Origin of the sequence: Asticcacaulis biprosthecium C19 (assembly GCF_000204015.1) — a bacterium.
Lineage (GTDB): Bacteria > Pseudomonadota > Alphaproteobacteria > Caulobacterales > Caulobacteraceae > Asticcacaulis > Asticcacaulis biprosthecius.
In genome coordinates, this window is record NZ_GL883080.1 from 639,239 (window position 1) to 655,635 (window position 16,397).

At 59.0% G+C, this 16,397-nt stretch carries 12 protein-coding genes and 1 pseudogene; 12 read left to right on the forward strand and 1 reads right to left on the reverse strand.

The window, feature by feature from the left end:
- The 11 genes and pseudogenes from ABI_RS21390 (at position 1) to ABI_RS21445 (ending at position 13,651) form a co-directional block, all read left to right on the forward strand.
- Positions 1–918, forward strand: coding sequence for a LysR family transcriptional regulator (locus ABI_RS21390; RefSeq protein WP_006275162.1), 918 nt, complete (start codon positions 1–3; stop codon positions 916–918).
- A gap of 109 nt (positions 919–1,027) precedes the next feature.
- Positions 1,028–2,143 carry an FAD-dependent oxidoreductase gene (locus tag ABI_RS21395; protein WP_006275163.1) on the forward strand — a complete coding sequence of 372 codons (1,116 nt, stop codon included), beginning with the start codon at positions 1,028–1,030 and terminating at the stop codon, positions 2,141–2,143.
- 28 nt (positions 2,144–2,171) lie between these two features.
- Positions 2,172–3,332, forward strand: coding sequence for an alpha/beta hydrolase family protein (locus ABI_RS21400; RefSeq protein WP_006275164.1), 1,161 nt, complete (start codon positions 2,172–2,174; stop codon positions 3,330–3,332).
- Positions 3,329–4,297: a fumarylacetoacetate hydrolase family protein gene (locus tag ABI_RS21405; RefSeq protein ID WP_006275165.1), complete on the forward strand. Its 969-nt coding sequence runs from the start codon at positions 3,329–3,331 to the stop codon at positions 4,295–4,297. The genes ABI_RS21400 and ABI_RS21405 overlap by 4 nt, the downstream gene beginning before the upstream one ends.
- A complete protein-coding gene (locus ABI_RS21410; protein WP_006275166.1) occupies positions 4,294–4,830 on the forward strand; it encodes a cupin domain-containing protein in 537 nt (178 codons plus the stop codon). The genes ABI_RS21405 and ABI_RS21410 overlap by 4 nt, the downstream gene beginning before the upstream one ends.
- Before the next feature lie 10 nt (positions 4,831–4,840).
- Positions 4,841–5,773: a VOC family protein gene (locus ABI_RS21415; protein WP_006275167.1), complete on the forward strand. Its 933-nt coding sequence runs from the start codon at positions 4,841–4,843 to the stop codon at positions 5,771–5,773.
- Positions 5,766–6,827, forward strand: coding sequence for a Rieske 2Fe-2S domain-containing protein (locus ABI_RS23985; RefSeq protein ID WP_050808384.1), 1,062 nt, complete (start codon positions 5,766–5,768; stop codon positions 6,825–6,827). Before ABI_RS21415 ends, ABI_RS23985 begins: the two co-directional genes overlap by 8 nt.
- 50 nt (positions 6,828–6,877) lie before the next feature.
- A complete protein-coding gene (locus tag ABI_RS21425; protein WP_245531418.1) occupies positions 6,878–8,173 on the forward strand; it encodes a glycoside hydrolase family 1 protein in 1,296 nt (431 codons plus the stop codon).
- 232 nt (positions 8,174–8,405) lie between these two features.
- Entirely contained in the window at positions 8,406–10,727 is a 2,322-nt protein-coding gene (locus ABI_RS21430; RefSeq protein WP_040309825.1) for a TonB-dependent receptor, read from the forward strand.
- Positions 10,728–11,068: 341 nt separating this feature from the next.
- A pseudogene (locus tag ABI_RS26355) lies at positions 11,069–11,599 on the forward strand (DUF3237 domain-containing protein).
- Positions 11,600–11,935: 336 nt separating this feature from the next.
- Positions 11,936–13,651 (forward strand): tannase/feruloyl esterase family alpha/beta hydrolase, encoded by a 1,716-nt coding sequence (locus tag ABI_RS21445; RefSeq protein ID WP_006275173.1) that lies wholly within the window; start codon positions 11,936–11,938, stop codon positions 13,649–13,651.
- Positions 13,652–13,860: 209 nt separating this feature from the next.
- Here the strand turns inward: ABI_RS21445 and ABI_RS21450 are convergent, their stop codons facing one another.
- Positions 13,861–14,508: an OmpW/AlkL family protein gene (locus ABI_RS21450; protein ID WP_006275174.1), complete on the reverse strand. Its 648-nt coding sequence runs from the start codon at positions 14,506–14,508 to the stop codon at positions 13,861–13,863.
- Between the two features lie 471 nt (positions 14,509–14,979).
- Between ABI_RS21450 and hemN the strand changes: the two genes are divergently transcribed.
- Positions 14,980–16,356: an oxygen-independent coproporphyrinogen III oxidase gene (gene hemN, locus ABI_RS21455; RefSeq protein ID WP_006275175.1), complete on the forward strand. Its 1,377-nt coding sequence runs from the start codon at positions 14,980–14,982 to the stop codon at positions 16,354–16,356.
- The last annotated feature ends 41 nt before the right edge of the window (positions 16,357–16,397 follow it).

Below are 16,397 nucleotides of genomic sequence, written 5' to 3' on the forward strand. Positions count from 1 at the left end.
ATGCGGTTTAAAGGTCTCGATCTGAACCTGATCATGGCTCTGGACGTTCTGCTGGAGGAGGGGAGTGTGTCGAATTCCGCCCGCCGCCTCAACATGACCCAGCCGGCGATGAGCGCCGCCCTGAACCGGCTTCGTGAATATTTCAACGACGAGATTCTGATTTCAAACGGGCGTCGCATGATGGCGACGGCTTATGCCCAGAGTCTGGCGGGCAGGGTCAAAGCCATCCTGGCCGATGTCCAGCTTCTGATCTCGACCTCGTCGGTCTTTGACCCTAAGACGTCCGATCGTACATTTCGCATTGCAGCCTCTGATTACATAACAGCTGTGCTCATCACGCCGCTCGCCGAACGTTTGGCCTCCACGGCGCCCGGTGTTCGTCTCAACCTGCGCTTCCCCAGTGAACACTCGCAGGTCCAATTGGACAATGGCGACCTCGATCTCGTTATCACACCCGAAGAATATATCTCGGCGGACCATCCTTCGGAGCTCGTACTGGAAGAAGATCATGTTCTGGCGGGTTGGTCGGGCAATCCGTATTTTCAGGCTGCGATCGACGTCGAAACCTTCTTTGGACTTAGCCATGTCGCGGTATCGATCGGTAGCCGCCAGGAAGGTTCATTTGCGGAAAGACGAATGGAAGCCTTTAGTCGTAAACGCAATATCGAGATCACCGCGCCGTCCTTTACGACCGTTCCGTGGCTGCTGATCAACACCAACCGGGTCGCCATTATGCACAAACGCCTGGCAGACACGGTGAGGGATCATATGCCACTCAGTGTCGCTCCGTTGCCCTTTGCTTTCCCGGCCATGCGGGAGATGATGCAGTACCACCGGGCAACGGGTCTGGATGGTGGACTGATATGGCTTCGCCAGCAGATTGCCGCCATCGCCCATATAAATAGAATTGATGATTAGGCATAAAAACAATCATTTTTACAAATTTACGGGGCCGCTTTAATCTCTCTGTGAAATGGCCAGAAAACTGGCCCGCCGCGTGTTCGGCGCGTGAGACAGGGAGTGCGCGATGCAGACGGCATCCATCCTCATCATTGGTGGGGGTATCGGGGGGCTGACCACAGCCATCGCCCTGCGACGAAAGGGTTTTGACGTCGAGGTTGTCGAGAAGGACCCAAACTGGGCCGTCTATGGCGTCGGCATCATCCAGCAAGCCAATGTCATTCGCGCCATGAACGAGCTTGGAATTCTCGATGACTACATTCATGCGGGTTACGGCTTCGACTATGTCGATATTTTTATCCCCTCGGGTCAGCAAGTCGCTCATATCCCGACGCCCAAGCTGGTCGAAGGCTATCCCAGCAATGTCGGAATCGGCCGTCCAGCGCTTCATAAGGTGCTTGGCGACCGAACGAAGGCGTCAGGTGCGCGGGTCAAGCTTGGCGTTACGGCATCGCGCATGGAGGACGACGGCAGGGGCGTAACAGCCTGGTTCTCTGACGGCTCGAAAGGGCGCTATGACTTGGTTGTTGGCGCCGACGGCGTTAATTCGGCCGTGCGTCAGGTCCTGTTCCCGAAAGCCGCGATGCCGGAATTCACTGGCCAAGGCGTCTGGCGTTACAATTTTCCGCGCGACCCCTCGATCACCAATCTGACGGCCTATGAAGGCCCGACGGGCATTGGCTTTTGTCCCCTGTCGGAAACCCTTATGTACATGTACGTCACGACCCGTGAGCCGGGGAATCCCTTCTACGAGAAGCACACTTTGGCGGCGTCCATGCGCGCCAAATTGCAAAACGTGCCCCCCTTCATCGGCCGTCTGCGTGAGCAAATCACGGACAACGACTCCGTCGTCTATCGGCCGTTGCACTGGTTGTTCCTCGACGGCGACTGGCATGTTGGCAACATCTGCGTCCTGGGAGACGCGGCGCATGCCACCACGCCGCATCTTGGGCAGGGCGCCGGCATGGCCATCGAGGACGGAATTGTCCTGGCGGATGAACTGGTCCTGGCCCGTACGCCGCAGGAGGCGTTCAGGGCGATGCACAAGCGTCGCTTCAGTCGGTGCAAATATATCGTCGACCGCTCCAAGGCGATCGGCGACGGCCAGATCGGCAAGGGGCCGCTTCTCGATAACGCCCTGGAGTCCCGCAATATGCACGACGTCGTCGCTGCACCCCTCTGAGTTGCCCTTCTGGCATGAAAGTAGTCTGATGCTGTTTGAGTATTTCGACAAAAATTACGTCTGGAACCTGTCCCTGGCTATCGCCATGGCGTCGGGGGCGGAAATCGGCGAGTTGATGGACATGTGCGCGCCCCTTAAAGCGGCCGCGGCGAACGGGACGGATGCGGGTACGGCCGAATTTATGACCGAGTGGGTCAAGGTCGCTGACAAGTTGGCGGAACTGGCGCGTGAGGACGAAGCTTTGGGGCGACACTTTTCAGCTTCAAAGAAATGGCAGCGCAGCGCGCTTTACCTCCTGACGGCGGAGCGGATGCAGGGCCATGGTCATCCGGGACGAGAGGCCACATACACCAAGGCGTTGACCGCCTTTGACCAGGGGATGAAACTTGGCCGGGAAAATTGCCAGCGCTTCGAAATTCCTTACAAAGGCACCTTCATCCCGGCGCTCTATACGCAGGCCCAAGGGGTAGACGGCCCGGCGCCTTGCGTCGTTTACGTCAACGGCCTCGATAGCTGCAAAGAGCTGCTCTACTGGTCATGGCTGCCTGGCGCCCTGGCACGGCGTGGCGTTTCTACTCTGTGTGTCGATCAGCCGGGCACCGGCGAGACCATCCGACGCAACGGCCTGTTTGCCGATCCCCACAGCGAAAACTGGGCCACCCCGGTCTATGAGTGGCTGGCCGCGAGAACGGATATCGATCCAAGGCGGATCGGCATTACCGGGATTTCTTTAGGTGGCCACTATGCGCCGCGGGCCGTTGCGTTCGAACCGAGGTTTGCCGCCGGCGCGGTTTGGGGCGCCAACCATAATTGGGCGGAAGTCCAGCAGAAACGTCTGCGCCGCGAGGGCGAAAATCCCGTTCCCCACTATTGGGCGCACGTCATGTGGGTGTTCGGTGCCAGCGACATGGACGACTTCTTCGCCAAGGCAGCGGACATGAACCTGAACGGCATACTCGACCGGGTGAAGGTGCCGTTCCTGGTGACCCATGGCATCAAAGACCGTCAAATCGGTGTCGAATACTCCTATCAAACCTATGACCAGCTCGTGAACAGTCCCAAACGCGAGTTGAAGGTGTTTACAGACCGCGAAGGCGGTGTCGAGCATGTCGGCGCCGACAATATGAGCTTTGGCCGTGATTACATCGCGGATTGGTTCGCCGAAGTCCTGGGCGGTAAGACATCATGAAGCTCGCAACCTTGAAGAACGGTGGTCCGGACGGCAGGCTTCACGTCGTATCGCAGGATCTTAGGCGTGCGGTCCGCGCCGACGATATTGCCGCGACGCTGCAAGAGGCTCTTGATCATTGGGATCATATAGCTCCGAAGCTGCGGCACCTGTCGGATGCGCTGAATGCCGGCGCGGTCTCTGACAGTATTGCGTTTAACGAAGAAGCCGCGATGGCGCCGTTACCCCGCGCCTGGCAGTGGCTGGATGGTTCGGCCTTCGCAAATCATGGCCATCTGATGCAGAAGGCGTTCAATCTGCCGCCGATCGAAACCGCCATGCCGCTGATGTATCAGGGCATGTCGCATCGCTTCCTGGGGGCGGCTGAAGACGTCTGCCTCCCGAGTGTCGATGACGGGATAGATTTCGAAGGCGAGTTCGGCATCGTGACGGACTTCGTCCCGATGGGCACGAAGGCCGAAAACGCACTGCGCCACGTCAAACTCTGTCTTGTCATCAATGACTGGTCATTGCGCGCTATTGCGCCTGTCGAAATGAAAACAGGTTTTGGCTGGATTCAGGCCAAGCCGGCCTGTGCGCTTTCACCCGTCGCAGTCACCCCCGATGTGTTGGGAGAGGCCTGGCGCGATGGCCGTATCTTGACCTCGATGGTGGTCAATCTCAATGGAAAGCCGTTCGGCACTGTCCCTGCCAACGAAATGGGCTTCGGCTTCCACGAACTTATCGCGCACGCGGCCCGCTCTCGCGACCTGCCGGCAGGGACGATCATAGGGTCGGGCACGGTCTCCTCAAGCCGATATGCCGAAGTCGGGTCGGCCTGCATTGCCGAGCGACGCGCCATCGAAACGATCGCGGACGGAAAGCCCTCAACACCGTTCATGCGCCGCGGTGATCGCGTCTGCCTGCACGCCTTGGACCCAAAGATGTTCGGTCGTATCGACCAGAAGGTTTTGGTGCCGGCATGATTTTCAATCTGTTCTCCTCCAGAAAAAAGTCCTCGTCCATGATCAAGAAACACCGCCGTATTGTTACCGGGCATGACGCACGCGGCCGGGCGGTCGTTGAACGTGATGAGCTGATTGAAGGCTATGTCACGCCGACCAAGGATGCGGTGCTGACGTCGTTGTGGGCGACGGACAGCTTTCCCTGCGACAACACCGATCGTCGCGACGGCCGCGATCTTATTACCGGTCTCGTCTGTCCGTCAGGTTCCGTACTGCGTATCGTCGATATGCTGCCACATAGCCGCTCTCCCTTTCACCGCACCACGTCGCTGGACTACGCCATCGTTGTATCGGGCGAAGTCGATATGGAACTGGACGACGGTCTGATGGTGTCAATGAAGGCCGGCGACGTCGCCATGCAGCGCGGAACCATTCATGCCTGGGTCAATCGCAGCGAGGCCCCGTGTTCCATCGTCTTTGTTCTTTTGGGCGCGCACCCGGTGGTGATCGATGGTCAACCCCTCGAACCCACCCCCATGCACGGCATCACGTAGAAAGAGTTTCATGTTCAATATCGTTGGTCTTGAGGAATTGGTCTTTGGTGTCGAGGACATCAAGGGATGCACGCAGTATCTCGTCGACTATGGCCTGACCCCCGTCGTTCTAAGCGAAGTGGGGGGGCGCTTCGAGGCGGCAGATGGTACGGCGGTCATCATCTGGCGCTCGGACCACCCGATGCTGCCCGAACCGATGACGGGCCATCCATCCATCCGGGAAAGCGTCTATGGCGTCGATAACCTGGCGACGCTTGACGCCATAGCTGCCGAGGTCGGCAAGGACCGCGACGTCAGGCGCGGCGCCGATGGCTCTGTGCATTTCCGCGATGAGGAGGGCTTTGCGCTCGGTTTCAAGGTGACGCGCCGTCGGGCGATCGCATCCGCTGTCCGGGCCGCACCTTTGGATCAGGCGGGTGTCCTCCAGGGGATGGCGGTTGTTCCACAGACCCTGTCCCATGTGGTCTATTTCGTGCGCGACTACGCCCGCCAGGAAAGGTTCTACCAGGAACGTCTCGGCTTTATTACCACCGACACCTTTACCGGGGTCGGCCCCTTCATGCGTGCCGCCGGATCGGCGGATCACCATCAGGTCTTTTTCATACAAACCCCGCCCTTCCTCAACGGGGTCGAACACTTCACCTTCCATTTCCAGTCCGGCACGCATGTCATGTTGGCCGGCACGCATTTCGCCAACAAGGGATATCAGTCCTTCTGGGGACCCGGACGGCACATATTCGGCTCGAACTGGTTTTGGTATTTCAACAGCCCCTTCGGCTGCAAAGTCGAATTCGATGCCGAGATGGACCAGCATGACGACAACTGGGTGGCGCGCCACGCGCCAATGACCGCTGACAATGCGCAACTGTTCCTCTTCAGTCAGGCCGAAAAGTTCGTGCCGGGTGGCCCGCCGCCGGGGGGAGCCAAAGCGACCCATGTCTAAGGTGCCGAGCGTCCTTTGCCATCTGGAAGATCTGCCCGTGGGAACGACCCGCGGGTTCGATCCATTGAGGGCAGGGGTCGATACGGTTTTTGCCATTCGCGACGACGCGGGTGTGCGCGTATTCCGGAACATTTGCCCGCATGAGGGAACGCCGCTGGGATGGCGCAAGGATCAGTTTCTGACACCCGACGGAAGTACAATCATGTGCTTCGCTCATGCCGCCCGCTTTGACCGGGTGACCGGGGTTTGCTTTGCCGGCCCCTGTCTTGGAGACCGTCTGGAATTGCTCCCGACCGAAGTCGATGATCTTGGGCGCCTGCTTCTGGTCGACACGGCAACCGTCGTCGCTTCGCCGCGACCTGCGAAATCGAGCCCTTCGCGGCCCAAGCCTGATGCTGTCCATTCCGTTGTCGTCTCGCATATCTACCAGGAAACACCAACGATCCGCGCGCTGCGCATTGAACCACTTCGCGGCGAGAAACTCCCGAAGTTTACCGCCGGCGCCCATATCGATGTCTTTCTACCGGACAACTTAAAGCGCAGTTACTCCATTGCGAGCAGCCCGCTGGCAACAGATCATTACCTTCTGGGCGTAGGTCTGACGCCAGACTCCAATGGGGGATCTCGGGCTGTCCATGGCTTGGCCCGTGGCGATCGGCTGACAATCAGTGGACCTCGCAACGCCTTTCCCCTTGAGGCGCGCGCCAGGCGCTATGTGCTTGTTGCGGCCGGGATCGGGATCACCCCTCTGCTGAGCATGGCAGCGCAACTGCACGCGTCCGAGCAAACATTCGTACTTCACTACTGCACCCGGTCGCGGCGTGACACGGCGTTTATAAATCTCATCCATCAGTCCAGCTTTTGCGACAAGGTTGTCTTCCACTTCAGCGAAGACGGCCCCACTGGACGTCTGAAACCGGCAACTATCCTGGCGGGTTTCGCTCCGCGATCTCACCTTTATACCTGTGGGCCGAGGCCGTTCATGCAGGCGGTGCTGCGCACGGCTGATGAACTGGGGTGGCCGGCAGATAGTCTGCACTATGAATCGTTTTAGCCCTGCTTCACCTGAGGATATCCACAATGACATCTGTATCGCGCCGGAAAATGCTGGTCACAGCGTCCGTCGGCCTTGCGGCCGTATCGAGCCAGGCGCATTCCATGGGCCGAACCAGTACGTTCAAGTTTCCCAAGGATTTCTGGTGGGGTGCGGCGACGGCCGGCCATCAGGTCGAGGGCAACAACACAAACTCGGACAGTTGGTTCGTTGAACACCTTGAGCGTTCTCCGTACGCCGAGTCTTCCGGAGATGCCTGCGACTTCTACAACCGGTTTGAACAGGACATCGCCCTGCTGGCCAAACTCGGATTGAACACGTTCCGCTTTTCACTTGAATGGTCCCGCATTGAGCCGGCAAAAGGTGAGTTCTCCGAGGTGCAACTCAACCACTACCGGAAGGTCGCAGCGACCTGCCGCGAGCATGGTGTCCGGCCGATGGTGACCTTTAACCATTTTACCGCGCCCTTGTGGTTCGCCAAACTGGGTGGCTGGGAAAACCCCGACGCGCCCGTGCTATTTGAGCGCTATTGTGCCCGCGCCGTCAGAGCTGTCGGCGACCTGGCTGCCGCCGCTGCGACCTTTAACGAACCCAATATCAATGCGCTCCTGCGCTGGATCGGCTTGCCGCCCTTCGTGACGGACGGCATGCGACAAGGGCTGGAGGCAGCCGCCAAAGCCGCTAATGTGCCGGTATTCTCTTCAATACCCCTTGCTGAACCGGAGCGCATCGAAGCGCAAATGCTAAAAGCCCATGGACTGGCCTTTGCGGCGATCAAGGCCGGCGCGCCCAATCTGCCAGTCGGTGTTACCTTGGCGATTTCCGACGATCAGGCCGTCGGCGATTCCGTCCAGCGTGACCGCAAACGCGCGGCGCTCTATACATCCTGGCTGGAAGCCGCCAAACAGCACGGAGACTTTTTGGGCGTCCAGACCTATGGCCGCACGCGCTTGGATGCCAATGGCATCATGCCGGTTCCGGAAGGTGCGGAATTGACGCAAATGGGCGAGGAGTTCTATCCTCAGGCTCTGGAACAGACGATCCGTTATGCCTATGCAGCCACCGGCAAGCCCATCTATGTTACCGAAAATGGCGTGGCCACGGACGACGACAGCCGCCGCATTGCCTACATAGACATTGCCCTCGCGGGTGTCAGGAACTGCCTGCGAGACGGGATTCCGGTCAAGGGCTATATCCACTGGTCGCTACTGGACAATTTCGAGTGGACGTTCGGATACGCGAAGCATTTTGGCCTCGTAGCCGTCGATCGGGCGACTCAGGTTCGAACGGTTAAAGGTAGCGCTCTTCACTTTGCAAGGATTGCCCGGAGGAATGCGATTGGATGACAGTCCCTCAATTTGGTGAGTCGTTTTGCGTCCTTAATGCATTGAAAAGTATCAAAAAAAGTTAACGTTTTTACTCGGGCCTCTTTCGAGGGCATCCGGCAACGTATAACGGCTCTTGATGGAAAGATATAAAATATATCAATTTTGTGGATCGATATAGCCACGTTATGATGATTCCAGACACCCACTCCCGATCACAAGAGGGGAGGGGCCATCTCAGGGAAAACATGGCATGATATCTCGAATTTCCAGGTTAGCGTTGTTCACGTCGGCGCTCGCAATCTCGACCTCCGCCTTCGCTCAGGACGCACCGGCTCCGGCCCCGGAGCCAGAAATCGATGCAACGGAGATCATCGTGACGGCCCAGCGCCGTCCGGAACGGTTGCAAACTGTGCCTGTCAGCGTAACGCCCGTCAGCGGGAACTCACTGCGCGATAAGGCATTGAGCAACCTGACGCAGTTGCAACTGGCAGCCCCCAGTTTGGCCGCCGGCGGTGACGGCAACTTCTCGGTCCGCGGCGTGGGTACGCTTTCGTTCTCTCAGAGCCTGGAGTCGAGCGTCGCACTTGCCGTCGACGAGGTAAACCTTACCAATGCCGGCCTTGCGGTCGATTTTTACGACATTGCGCAGGTTGAAGTGCTCAACGGGCCGCAGGGGCTCCTGTTCGGCAAGAACGCTTCGGCGGGTCTTCTGAACGTCACGACGAATCGGCCGAAAATCGGCGTCTTCGGCGGCACGATCGAGGTCGAAGGCGACTATCGGCCCACGGCTGCGGATCGCAGCACAGGCGTCATCACGCGTGGCAGCCTGAATATTCCCTTGACCGGCACGTCGGCCTTGCGGATCAGCGGACTCTACAGCGATCAAGATCCGATCATGGACTATCAAGGTAGCCATGCCGGCACCGCGCAGTTGGGCGCACGTCGCGCCGCCTTGCGGGGCAGATACCTGTGGCAGGCCAGCGACAAGTTCTCGTTGAACGCCATCGTCGATTACAGCGAGGACCGTGGCGTCGGCGGCTTTTTCGACACCACCTTCCGCGAGCTTGGCGCGGGGACTACGCAGACCGGGGCCCTCGCAGGCGATGGCATCACGGCCGGCCCGGAAAACATTGAAATCGGAGGGGATGCACCCTACTACCGCAATGTACGCCGGACGGGCGCGCAGCTTAAGCTTAGCTACGTGCTAGAGAATGGCTTGGAGATCTCCGACATTATCGCCTTCAAAGGATTGAAGCGAAACCAGCAGTTGGACACGGACTACACGGGTCTCAATGGCGCGAACGTAAATCACAACACGACGTCGTACGGGCAGTATTCGAATGAACTGCGCGTGGCGCTGCCGAGCGGCGATCGCCTGAGCGGGCAGGCGGGTATCTACCTGTTCCACAGCGACTTGGCCACCGACGCGCAGATTGCCGGCAACAACTACCTGCCGCCCTTCGTTTACAGCGGATTCCCGTTTTGCGTCGGCGCGACCGCCGTCCCGGGCGCTTTCCCGCCGACCTGTTCCGTTTCGAACGAAGCCTTCCTCGGCAACGACCACAAGGTGGACCAGGTCGCCGACGCCTTGGCTGTGTTCGGTCAGTTTACGTACAAGGCGACAGAGAAGCTGCAGCTTATCGCCGGCGCCCGCTTTACCAATGACAAGATTGCCATCGATCTCGTGCAAAACCAGCACAAGTATTTCGTTACCCTGGGCATCCCTTACGCCGGATCGCAAAGCTACTCCGTTGACAATCTGAGCTGGAAGGTGGGGGCGCAATACAATTTCAACCGCCAGGCCATGACCTATCTAACGGTCGGTCAGGGCTACAAAGGCCCTGGTTTCAACGACAATGCCGTTTCCCCGACCGGGTCGTTGGTGGTTCGTCCGGAAATCAACGACACGGTTGAGGCCGGCGTTAAGTCGACCTGGTTTAACCGCAAGCTGACCTTCAACGCCTCGGTCTTCTCGCAAAAGTTTTCGGACTACCAGGTTCAGTCGCTTGACCTGACCACATCCTCGTTCATCACGCAGAACGCGGCGGTCGTCAAAAGCCAGGGCGCCGAGGTAACCCTGATCGGTAAGCCGATCGAAGGGCTGACCCTGAGCGCAAATCTCTCTTTCCTGGACGCCAAGTTCGAGGACTTCCCAGGAGCGCAGTGTTATCCGACGCAGGGCTGCCTTACCTTCAACGCCAAGGGTCTGACCCTGCCCGGATCGCCGAAATTCGCCAGTACGACCGAGGCCAGCTACACCTTTGCTCTGCGCGATGGTATTGACGCCTTTGTAGGGGCGTCGCTCTACCACCGGGACGCGGTCTATTATTCCATCTTCCAGGCGCCAGGAACCTATTATGGCGCGGTGGATATCGTGGGCCTGAACGCTGGCATTGATACGGCCAAAGGCTGGCGCCTTGCGATTTTCTGCAAGAACTGCACGGATGTCCGCATGCCGGTCGTGATCGCCGTCGACAACGCCGACGCGTTTGCAGGGGTCACGTCCTACACCCAGAACTTCGGCTACAACTCCTTCCGAACTGTCGGCGTGCAAATCAGCCGCGACTTCTAGTGCCCAAGGCGGTCTGCGACAGACCTTTAACGTCGCAGACCGCCCTTCACGCGAATTCGTATTCCGAAGGGTAAAATAATGCACAAGGTTCGCACGTCAAACCACGCCGTCTTCACCGGCTTGTCGGTGTCTCTGTTCGCCGCGCTCATGGCCTATACGCTCGCGTCGTCGCAATCCTCATTTGAAGCCCATGCTGCCACTCTGGGCATGGGGTGTACGCGGGTCATATACGACTTTCTCCCGATAGGCCCAATTCGGCCCTGAACGCCATGGAGATGGTCTTCCGTCGCGCTTGATCGAGCTTTGGTTTGCGCATCCCGAACCACATATAAGGAGTTCCTATGGTCCCTCTAACACGCATCGCACTGACGGTTCTTTGCGCGACATGCCTGACAACGGCACCACATTCGCGTGCCGAAACGCCACCCGCACCCGTTCTCTCACTCGTCTTTGAGGAAGTTGTCACATTGGGGGAGCCTGTGACACCCGGCAACACACCCCTGGGCGGACGCAACATGATACCCATCACAGGCGGAAGCTTCGAGGGGCCAGGCGACGGTACTGGTATCAAGGGCACCATTATCCCGGGAGGATGGGACTGGCAGTTGGCGCGCGCGGATGGCTGCCTCTCTATATAGGCCGACTACATGCTGAAAACGGACGATGGCGTCGTTATCAATGTGATCAACCAGGGCGTCGCATGCAGACCTTCAGATGGCGCGTCGACCGTGCCAATCTTTACGTCGCCGGTCTTCGAGGCACCCTTGGGAAAATATCAATGGCTTGGACAAGGCAGTTTCATTGGCACGCTTGAACCCGCGGATTCTGCCGCCGGTCCTGCCGTGCGCATCCGCTTTTACCGTGCCGGATAGAGGGGCTCGTGGCGCACGAACGCGTATCTTCTACCGCCAATGCCCGCGAAAATCGCCTCGCCCCAGGGTGACGTCCCATTGCGTAGGCGTAATCCGATTATCCAGGGAGCGGCGCGACAGCGACTTTCCATGTTCGGGAAGGTGAATCTGGTTCGCCCGCCGATCACTGACGTCGACAGGTCGACAATCGCGACGAACTTGAAAACCCTTCTTACAGCGCGTCGTGATGGGTGGGAGCGATCTCATTTGTGACCTGTAAGCTGGCTAGCACCGGGAATGCTCGTGACAGTCGCGAATAGGTATGCAACATATCAAAAAAAGAGGAGGCTTCAGGCCATGAAAACGTGGGTCGTCAGTATCTTTGCCATCACGACACTTCTGGCCGCGCCGGCCGCTTTGGCGAAGAGCCCGGACCTGGAAGCCCGATGCGGCGCCCTGGCCGGGGAGACTCTGAGCTTCAATGGCGACCAGGCACGCATCGTGTCTGCGACCCATAAGACCGAAGGCGCGCCCTTCACGATAAGCAGCTTTGCCGGCGAGGTGCGCATGAACCTGCCGGCGCATTGTGACGTCTTTGGGATCATGCACGAACGCACCGGTCAGTTCGGACAGACCTATGCTATTCGCTTTCATATGCGCCTGCCGATAAAGTGGAACAATCGCATGGTGTTTCAGGGCGGCGGCGGCAGCAACGGTGTCGTCGGCGATGCGCTCGGGCCTCTGGCGACCTCGGGGCCCACGGCCATCGAACGGGGCTTTGCTGTAATCAGCCAGGATTCCGGCCACGACAATGCGACCAATTCCGACCCGGCGCGCAACGGCGAACTGGCGTTCGGCTTCGATCCCCAGGCCCGGAACGATTACGGCCATACCTCGCTCAAGGCCTCGGCCGACGCCGCCAAGGCGCTGATCAAGACCTTCTACGGCAAAGGTCCGCGCTATAGCTATTTTGTCGGCTGTTCCAAGGGCGGACAGGAGGGCATGACCTTCGCCCAGTACTACCCCGAAATGTTCGACGGTATCGTCGCCTCGGCACCCGGTTTCTCGTTGCCCCGCGCTGCGGTCGCCGAAGCCTGGGACGTTGACGCCTTCGCCTCCCTCGTCGCCGACGAGGCTGGCCACGTCAACCTGCAGGATCTGCCCAAGGCGTTTTCGAATGCCGATTTCAAACTGGTACATGCTGCCATCGTCAAGGCCTGTGACGAAGGCGACGGCATTGCCGACGGCATGGTGCTGAATGTCCTGGCCTGTCGCGACGAAGATGTGGTCTCACAACTGAGCGCCGTTCAATGTGCGGGCGCCAAGACCGCCACCTGCCTTGCCGGGGCGCAGATCTCCGTGCTTCGGCGCGTCATGGGAGGTGCTAGCAACAGCAACGGCCGGCAGCTTTACGCTGGCTGGTTCTGGCCGTCGGGTGTCGCCAGCGACGCCTGGCGGATGTGGAAGATCGGCTCCGAAGACGGCCGTATTCCTGCACTCAACGTCCTTTTGGGCGGTGCTTCCCTGGCCTCGGTTTTCACGACACCGCCGACGGCGCTGGGCGACCCGCAAAGCCGCCTCGACTATATGCTGGCGTTCGATTTTGATCGCGATGCCGGCAGGATCTATACCGCCAGTCCTCCCTTCCAGCACTCCGCCTGGGCCAGCATCGCCTCGCGGTCGACCGACCTGTCGGCCTTCCGTGCCCGCGGCGGCCGGCTGATCGTGCCGCATGGCGATTCCGATCCCGTCTTTTCCCTGAAAGACACACTGGACTGGTTCGACGAAGTCGACGATCGCAATGGCGGCCGGGCGGGTGACTTCGTGCGGGTGTTTGCCATCCCCGGCATGTGCCACTGTGGCGGCGGCCCCGCCACTGATCAGTACGACATGTTCACCGCTTTGGTGGCCTGGGTCGAGAACGGCAAGGCGCCGGATTCGGTCGTCGCCACCGCCGGCCCCGGAACGCCTTGGCCGGGCCGCCAGCGCCCGTTGTGCGCCTATCCGCAAACCGCCCACTATCGTGGCGGTGATGTCGAAAAAGCTGACAGCTTCTCCTGTCAGGCCGGTTGACGGAAAAAGAAAAACCTCCTGCCAGAAGCGATTTTTTCGCTCCGGCAGGAGGGCCTGCAAACGGCGCCGCGCGCTGGCGCGGCGCCGTCCACACATTTCCAGTTTTTTAGAAGCGGGATGAGTTTTGATGGAATCAAAACCCCGCTCTAAGTTTTTGTTTTGTCGCGCAATTTATCCGAAAAGTGCTGCACACTTTATCGGATTGCGCTCTAGAAGCGGTAGCCCAGGCCGATCGAGACGACCGAGGGATCCAGCGTGACATCGGAGGACAGTGCGCCACTATTGATCTTGGCGTCCGTGCTGTAGAATACCTTCTTGTAGTCGATATTCAGCACCAGATTGTCCTTTAGCTTGACGTTGGCGCCGGCCTGAACCGCCGTGCCAAGGCTGCTCTTGAGGCGAACCTTGAAGCCGTTCAGGTCCTTGCCGCCGTACCAACTCATATAGTTGATGCCCGCGCCGAGATAGGGGCTCACCTTTCCACCGGTGTTAAAATGGTACTGCGCGGTGATCACCGGCGGCAGCACCCAGGTTTCATGGACTTCGACATTCGTGCCGGTACCGACCGCCTTGATGGTGTGCTTCGACGTCCCGAGAATAGCTTCGACGGCCACATGATCTGTGACGAAGTAGGTAAAGCCGAGGGTAGGGACGGTGCTGTCGCTGACCGCAACGTCCAGTCCGCTGTCCGCGCCGGCTGCCGTGACGATCGCGCCCGATGCGTCCGGTGCCACCGTTGTCGCCCGTGCCGTCACCTGCCAGGTCCCTTTCAGTCCCGCGTCCTGTGCTGTGGCGGCACCACAGACTCCCGCCAGAGCCATAATCCCTATAAACATTGTGGTTTTTTTGGCATCCATCATGGCTTTCTCCTTTGCAGCCGTTAACGGCCCCGCTGATAGACTCGCGTGGTTCGGGTTTCACCTGTACAACATGTCGCGCGTCAGGTTGACGCAGTCATTGCGAGTACATGGGTGTAAAAAATAAGTAAAAGTACGTATGATTGGTCGAGATGCTTTCGATTTTTGATGTTTTTATGCATCTTTTGGCGACATTTTTACAGACATTTGATCTGGATCAATTTGGTTCAGGTCTGAACCCGCCGCTAGTGATCGGAATCGGGTGTCGTTCTGCTGCCTTGTTGGGTAGTTGGCCGCGGCCGTTGCAGCATGTGCGATGCCACGGGAGTGACGGAAATATCGTGGTTTTGATCTAAGACAAGGCGGAGCACGATGGATTGCGTATGGCAGGAGCAGGGGTGGCCAGCCTCAATCACGCGTTTATCTGGCTGCCTATCGTGATTCCGTCCGAACCCGGAAAGGACAGCTGAGATGCCATCTACCGAACGATCCTGGCAGGACCATGACCATCTGCAATGGCTGAGCAAGGAGGCGCCACGTTACACGAGCTATCCTTCCGCTCATCATTTCGAGCGCGTCTCCCCCGCGACCTATTCCGGCTGGCTGCAGTCTCTCACACCGGATCAAAGCGTCGGCCTGTACGTTCATGTGCCGTTTTGCGAACAGATGTGCTGGTTCTGCGGTTGCAATACCCAGATCACCCGGCGTTATGATCCGGTCGAGGCCTATGTCGACAACCTGCTGACCGAAATCCGTCTCCTGGCCGGTGTCCTTGGGTTCCGGCCGCGCGTTCACGCCCTGCATTTCGGCGGTGGCTCGCCCGGCATGCTGACACCGGAAAGTCTCACACGGCTGATGACGGCCTTATTCGAAACCTTTGATATCCGTGATAACGCGGAGATATCGATCGAACTGGACCCGCGCCGCGTCACTCGGGAGAAGGTCCTGGCCTATGCGCTTTTGGGCTTCAACCGCGTCAGTCTGGGCGTGCAGGACACGCAGGCTCAGGTTCAGGCGGCGATCAACCGGATTCAGCCGATGGACCAAGTCAAAAAGACTTGCGATCTGCTGCGCGCCCACGATATCTCCGAAATCGGCATCGACCTGATCTATGGCTTGCCGCACCAGACGGCTAACAGTCTTGAACACACCCTGGAGGACGTGGCGAAACTGGCCCCTAACCGGATCAGTGCCTTTTCCTATGCCCATGTCCCGTGGGTGAAGAAGCACCAGCGCCTGATCGACGCGACGACCCTGCCCGACACGGGTGAGAAGGCGCTGCAATACCTCCAGATTGACACCCAGTTGCAGGCCATGGGGTATGCCGGCGTCGGCATCGACCACTTCGCACGTGCAGACGATGGTCTGGCCCGGGCGGTTCGCGACGGCACGCTGCGGCGCAATTTCATGGGTTATACGGATCTGCCCAACGATCGTCTCATTGGGCTGGGCGCGTCCTCCATCAGTAATCTAGACCAGGGTCTGGCGCAAAACATTGCCCAGGCCACCAGCTACCAGAGTTCGGTGACCACTGGCGTGCTGCCGACCGTCCGCGGCTGGACCTACCACGGTGACGATCGCGTTCGCGGTGAAATCATAAGCCAGCTGATGTGCTTTTTCCGCGCCGATGTGGGCGAAATACTCACCCGCCATGGTTATCCCTTTGGCCATCTCGATGAGGAAATCGAAGCCTTGGGCGAGTATGTCGAGGCCGGACTTGTTTCGGTCGACAAACGTGTCGTCACCTTCGACAATCCGTTGAAAATGCTCGTTCGTCCAGTGGCCTGTACCTTCGACCGTTACGCCCGGCGTGAGAATGGGCCACAGCGCTACTCAAGAGTGGCATGACCGGTCATGAAATCTTAAGCTGCCCCTGCAATCCTTTGCAG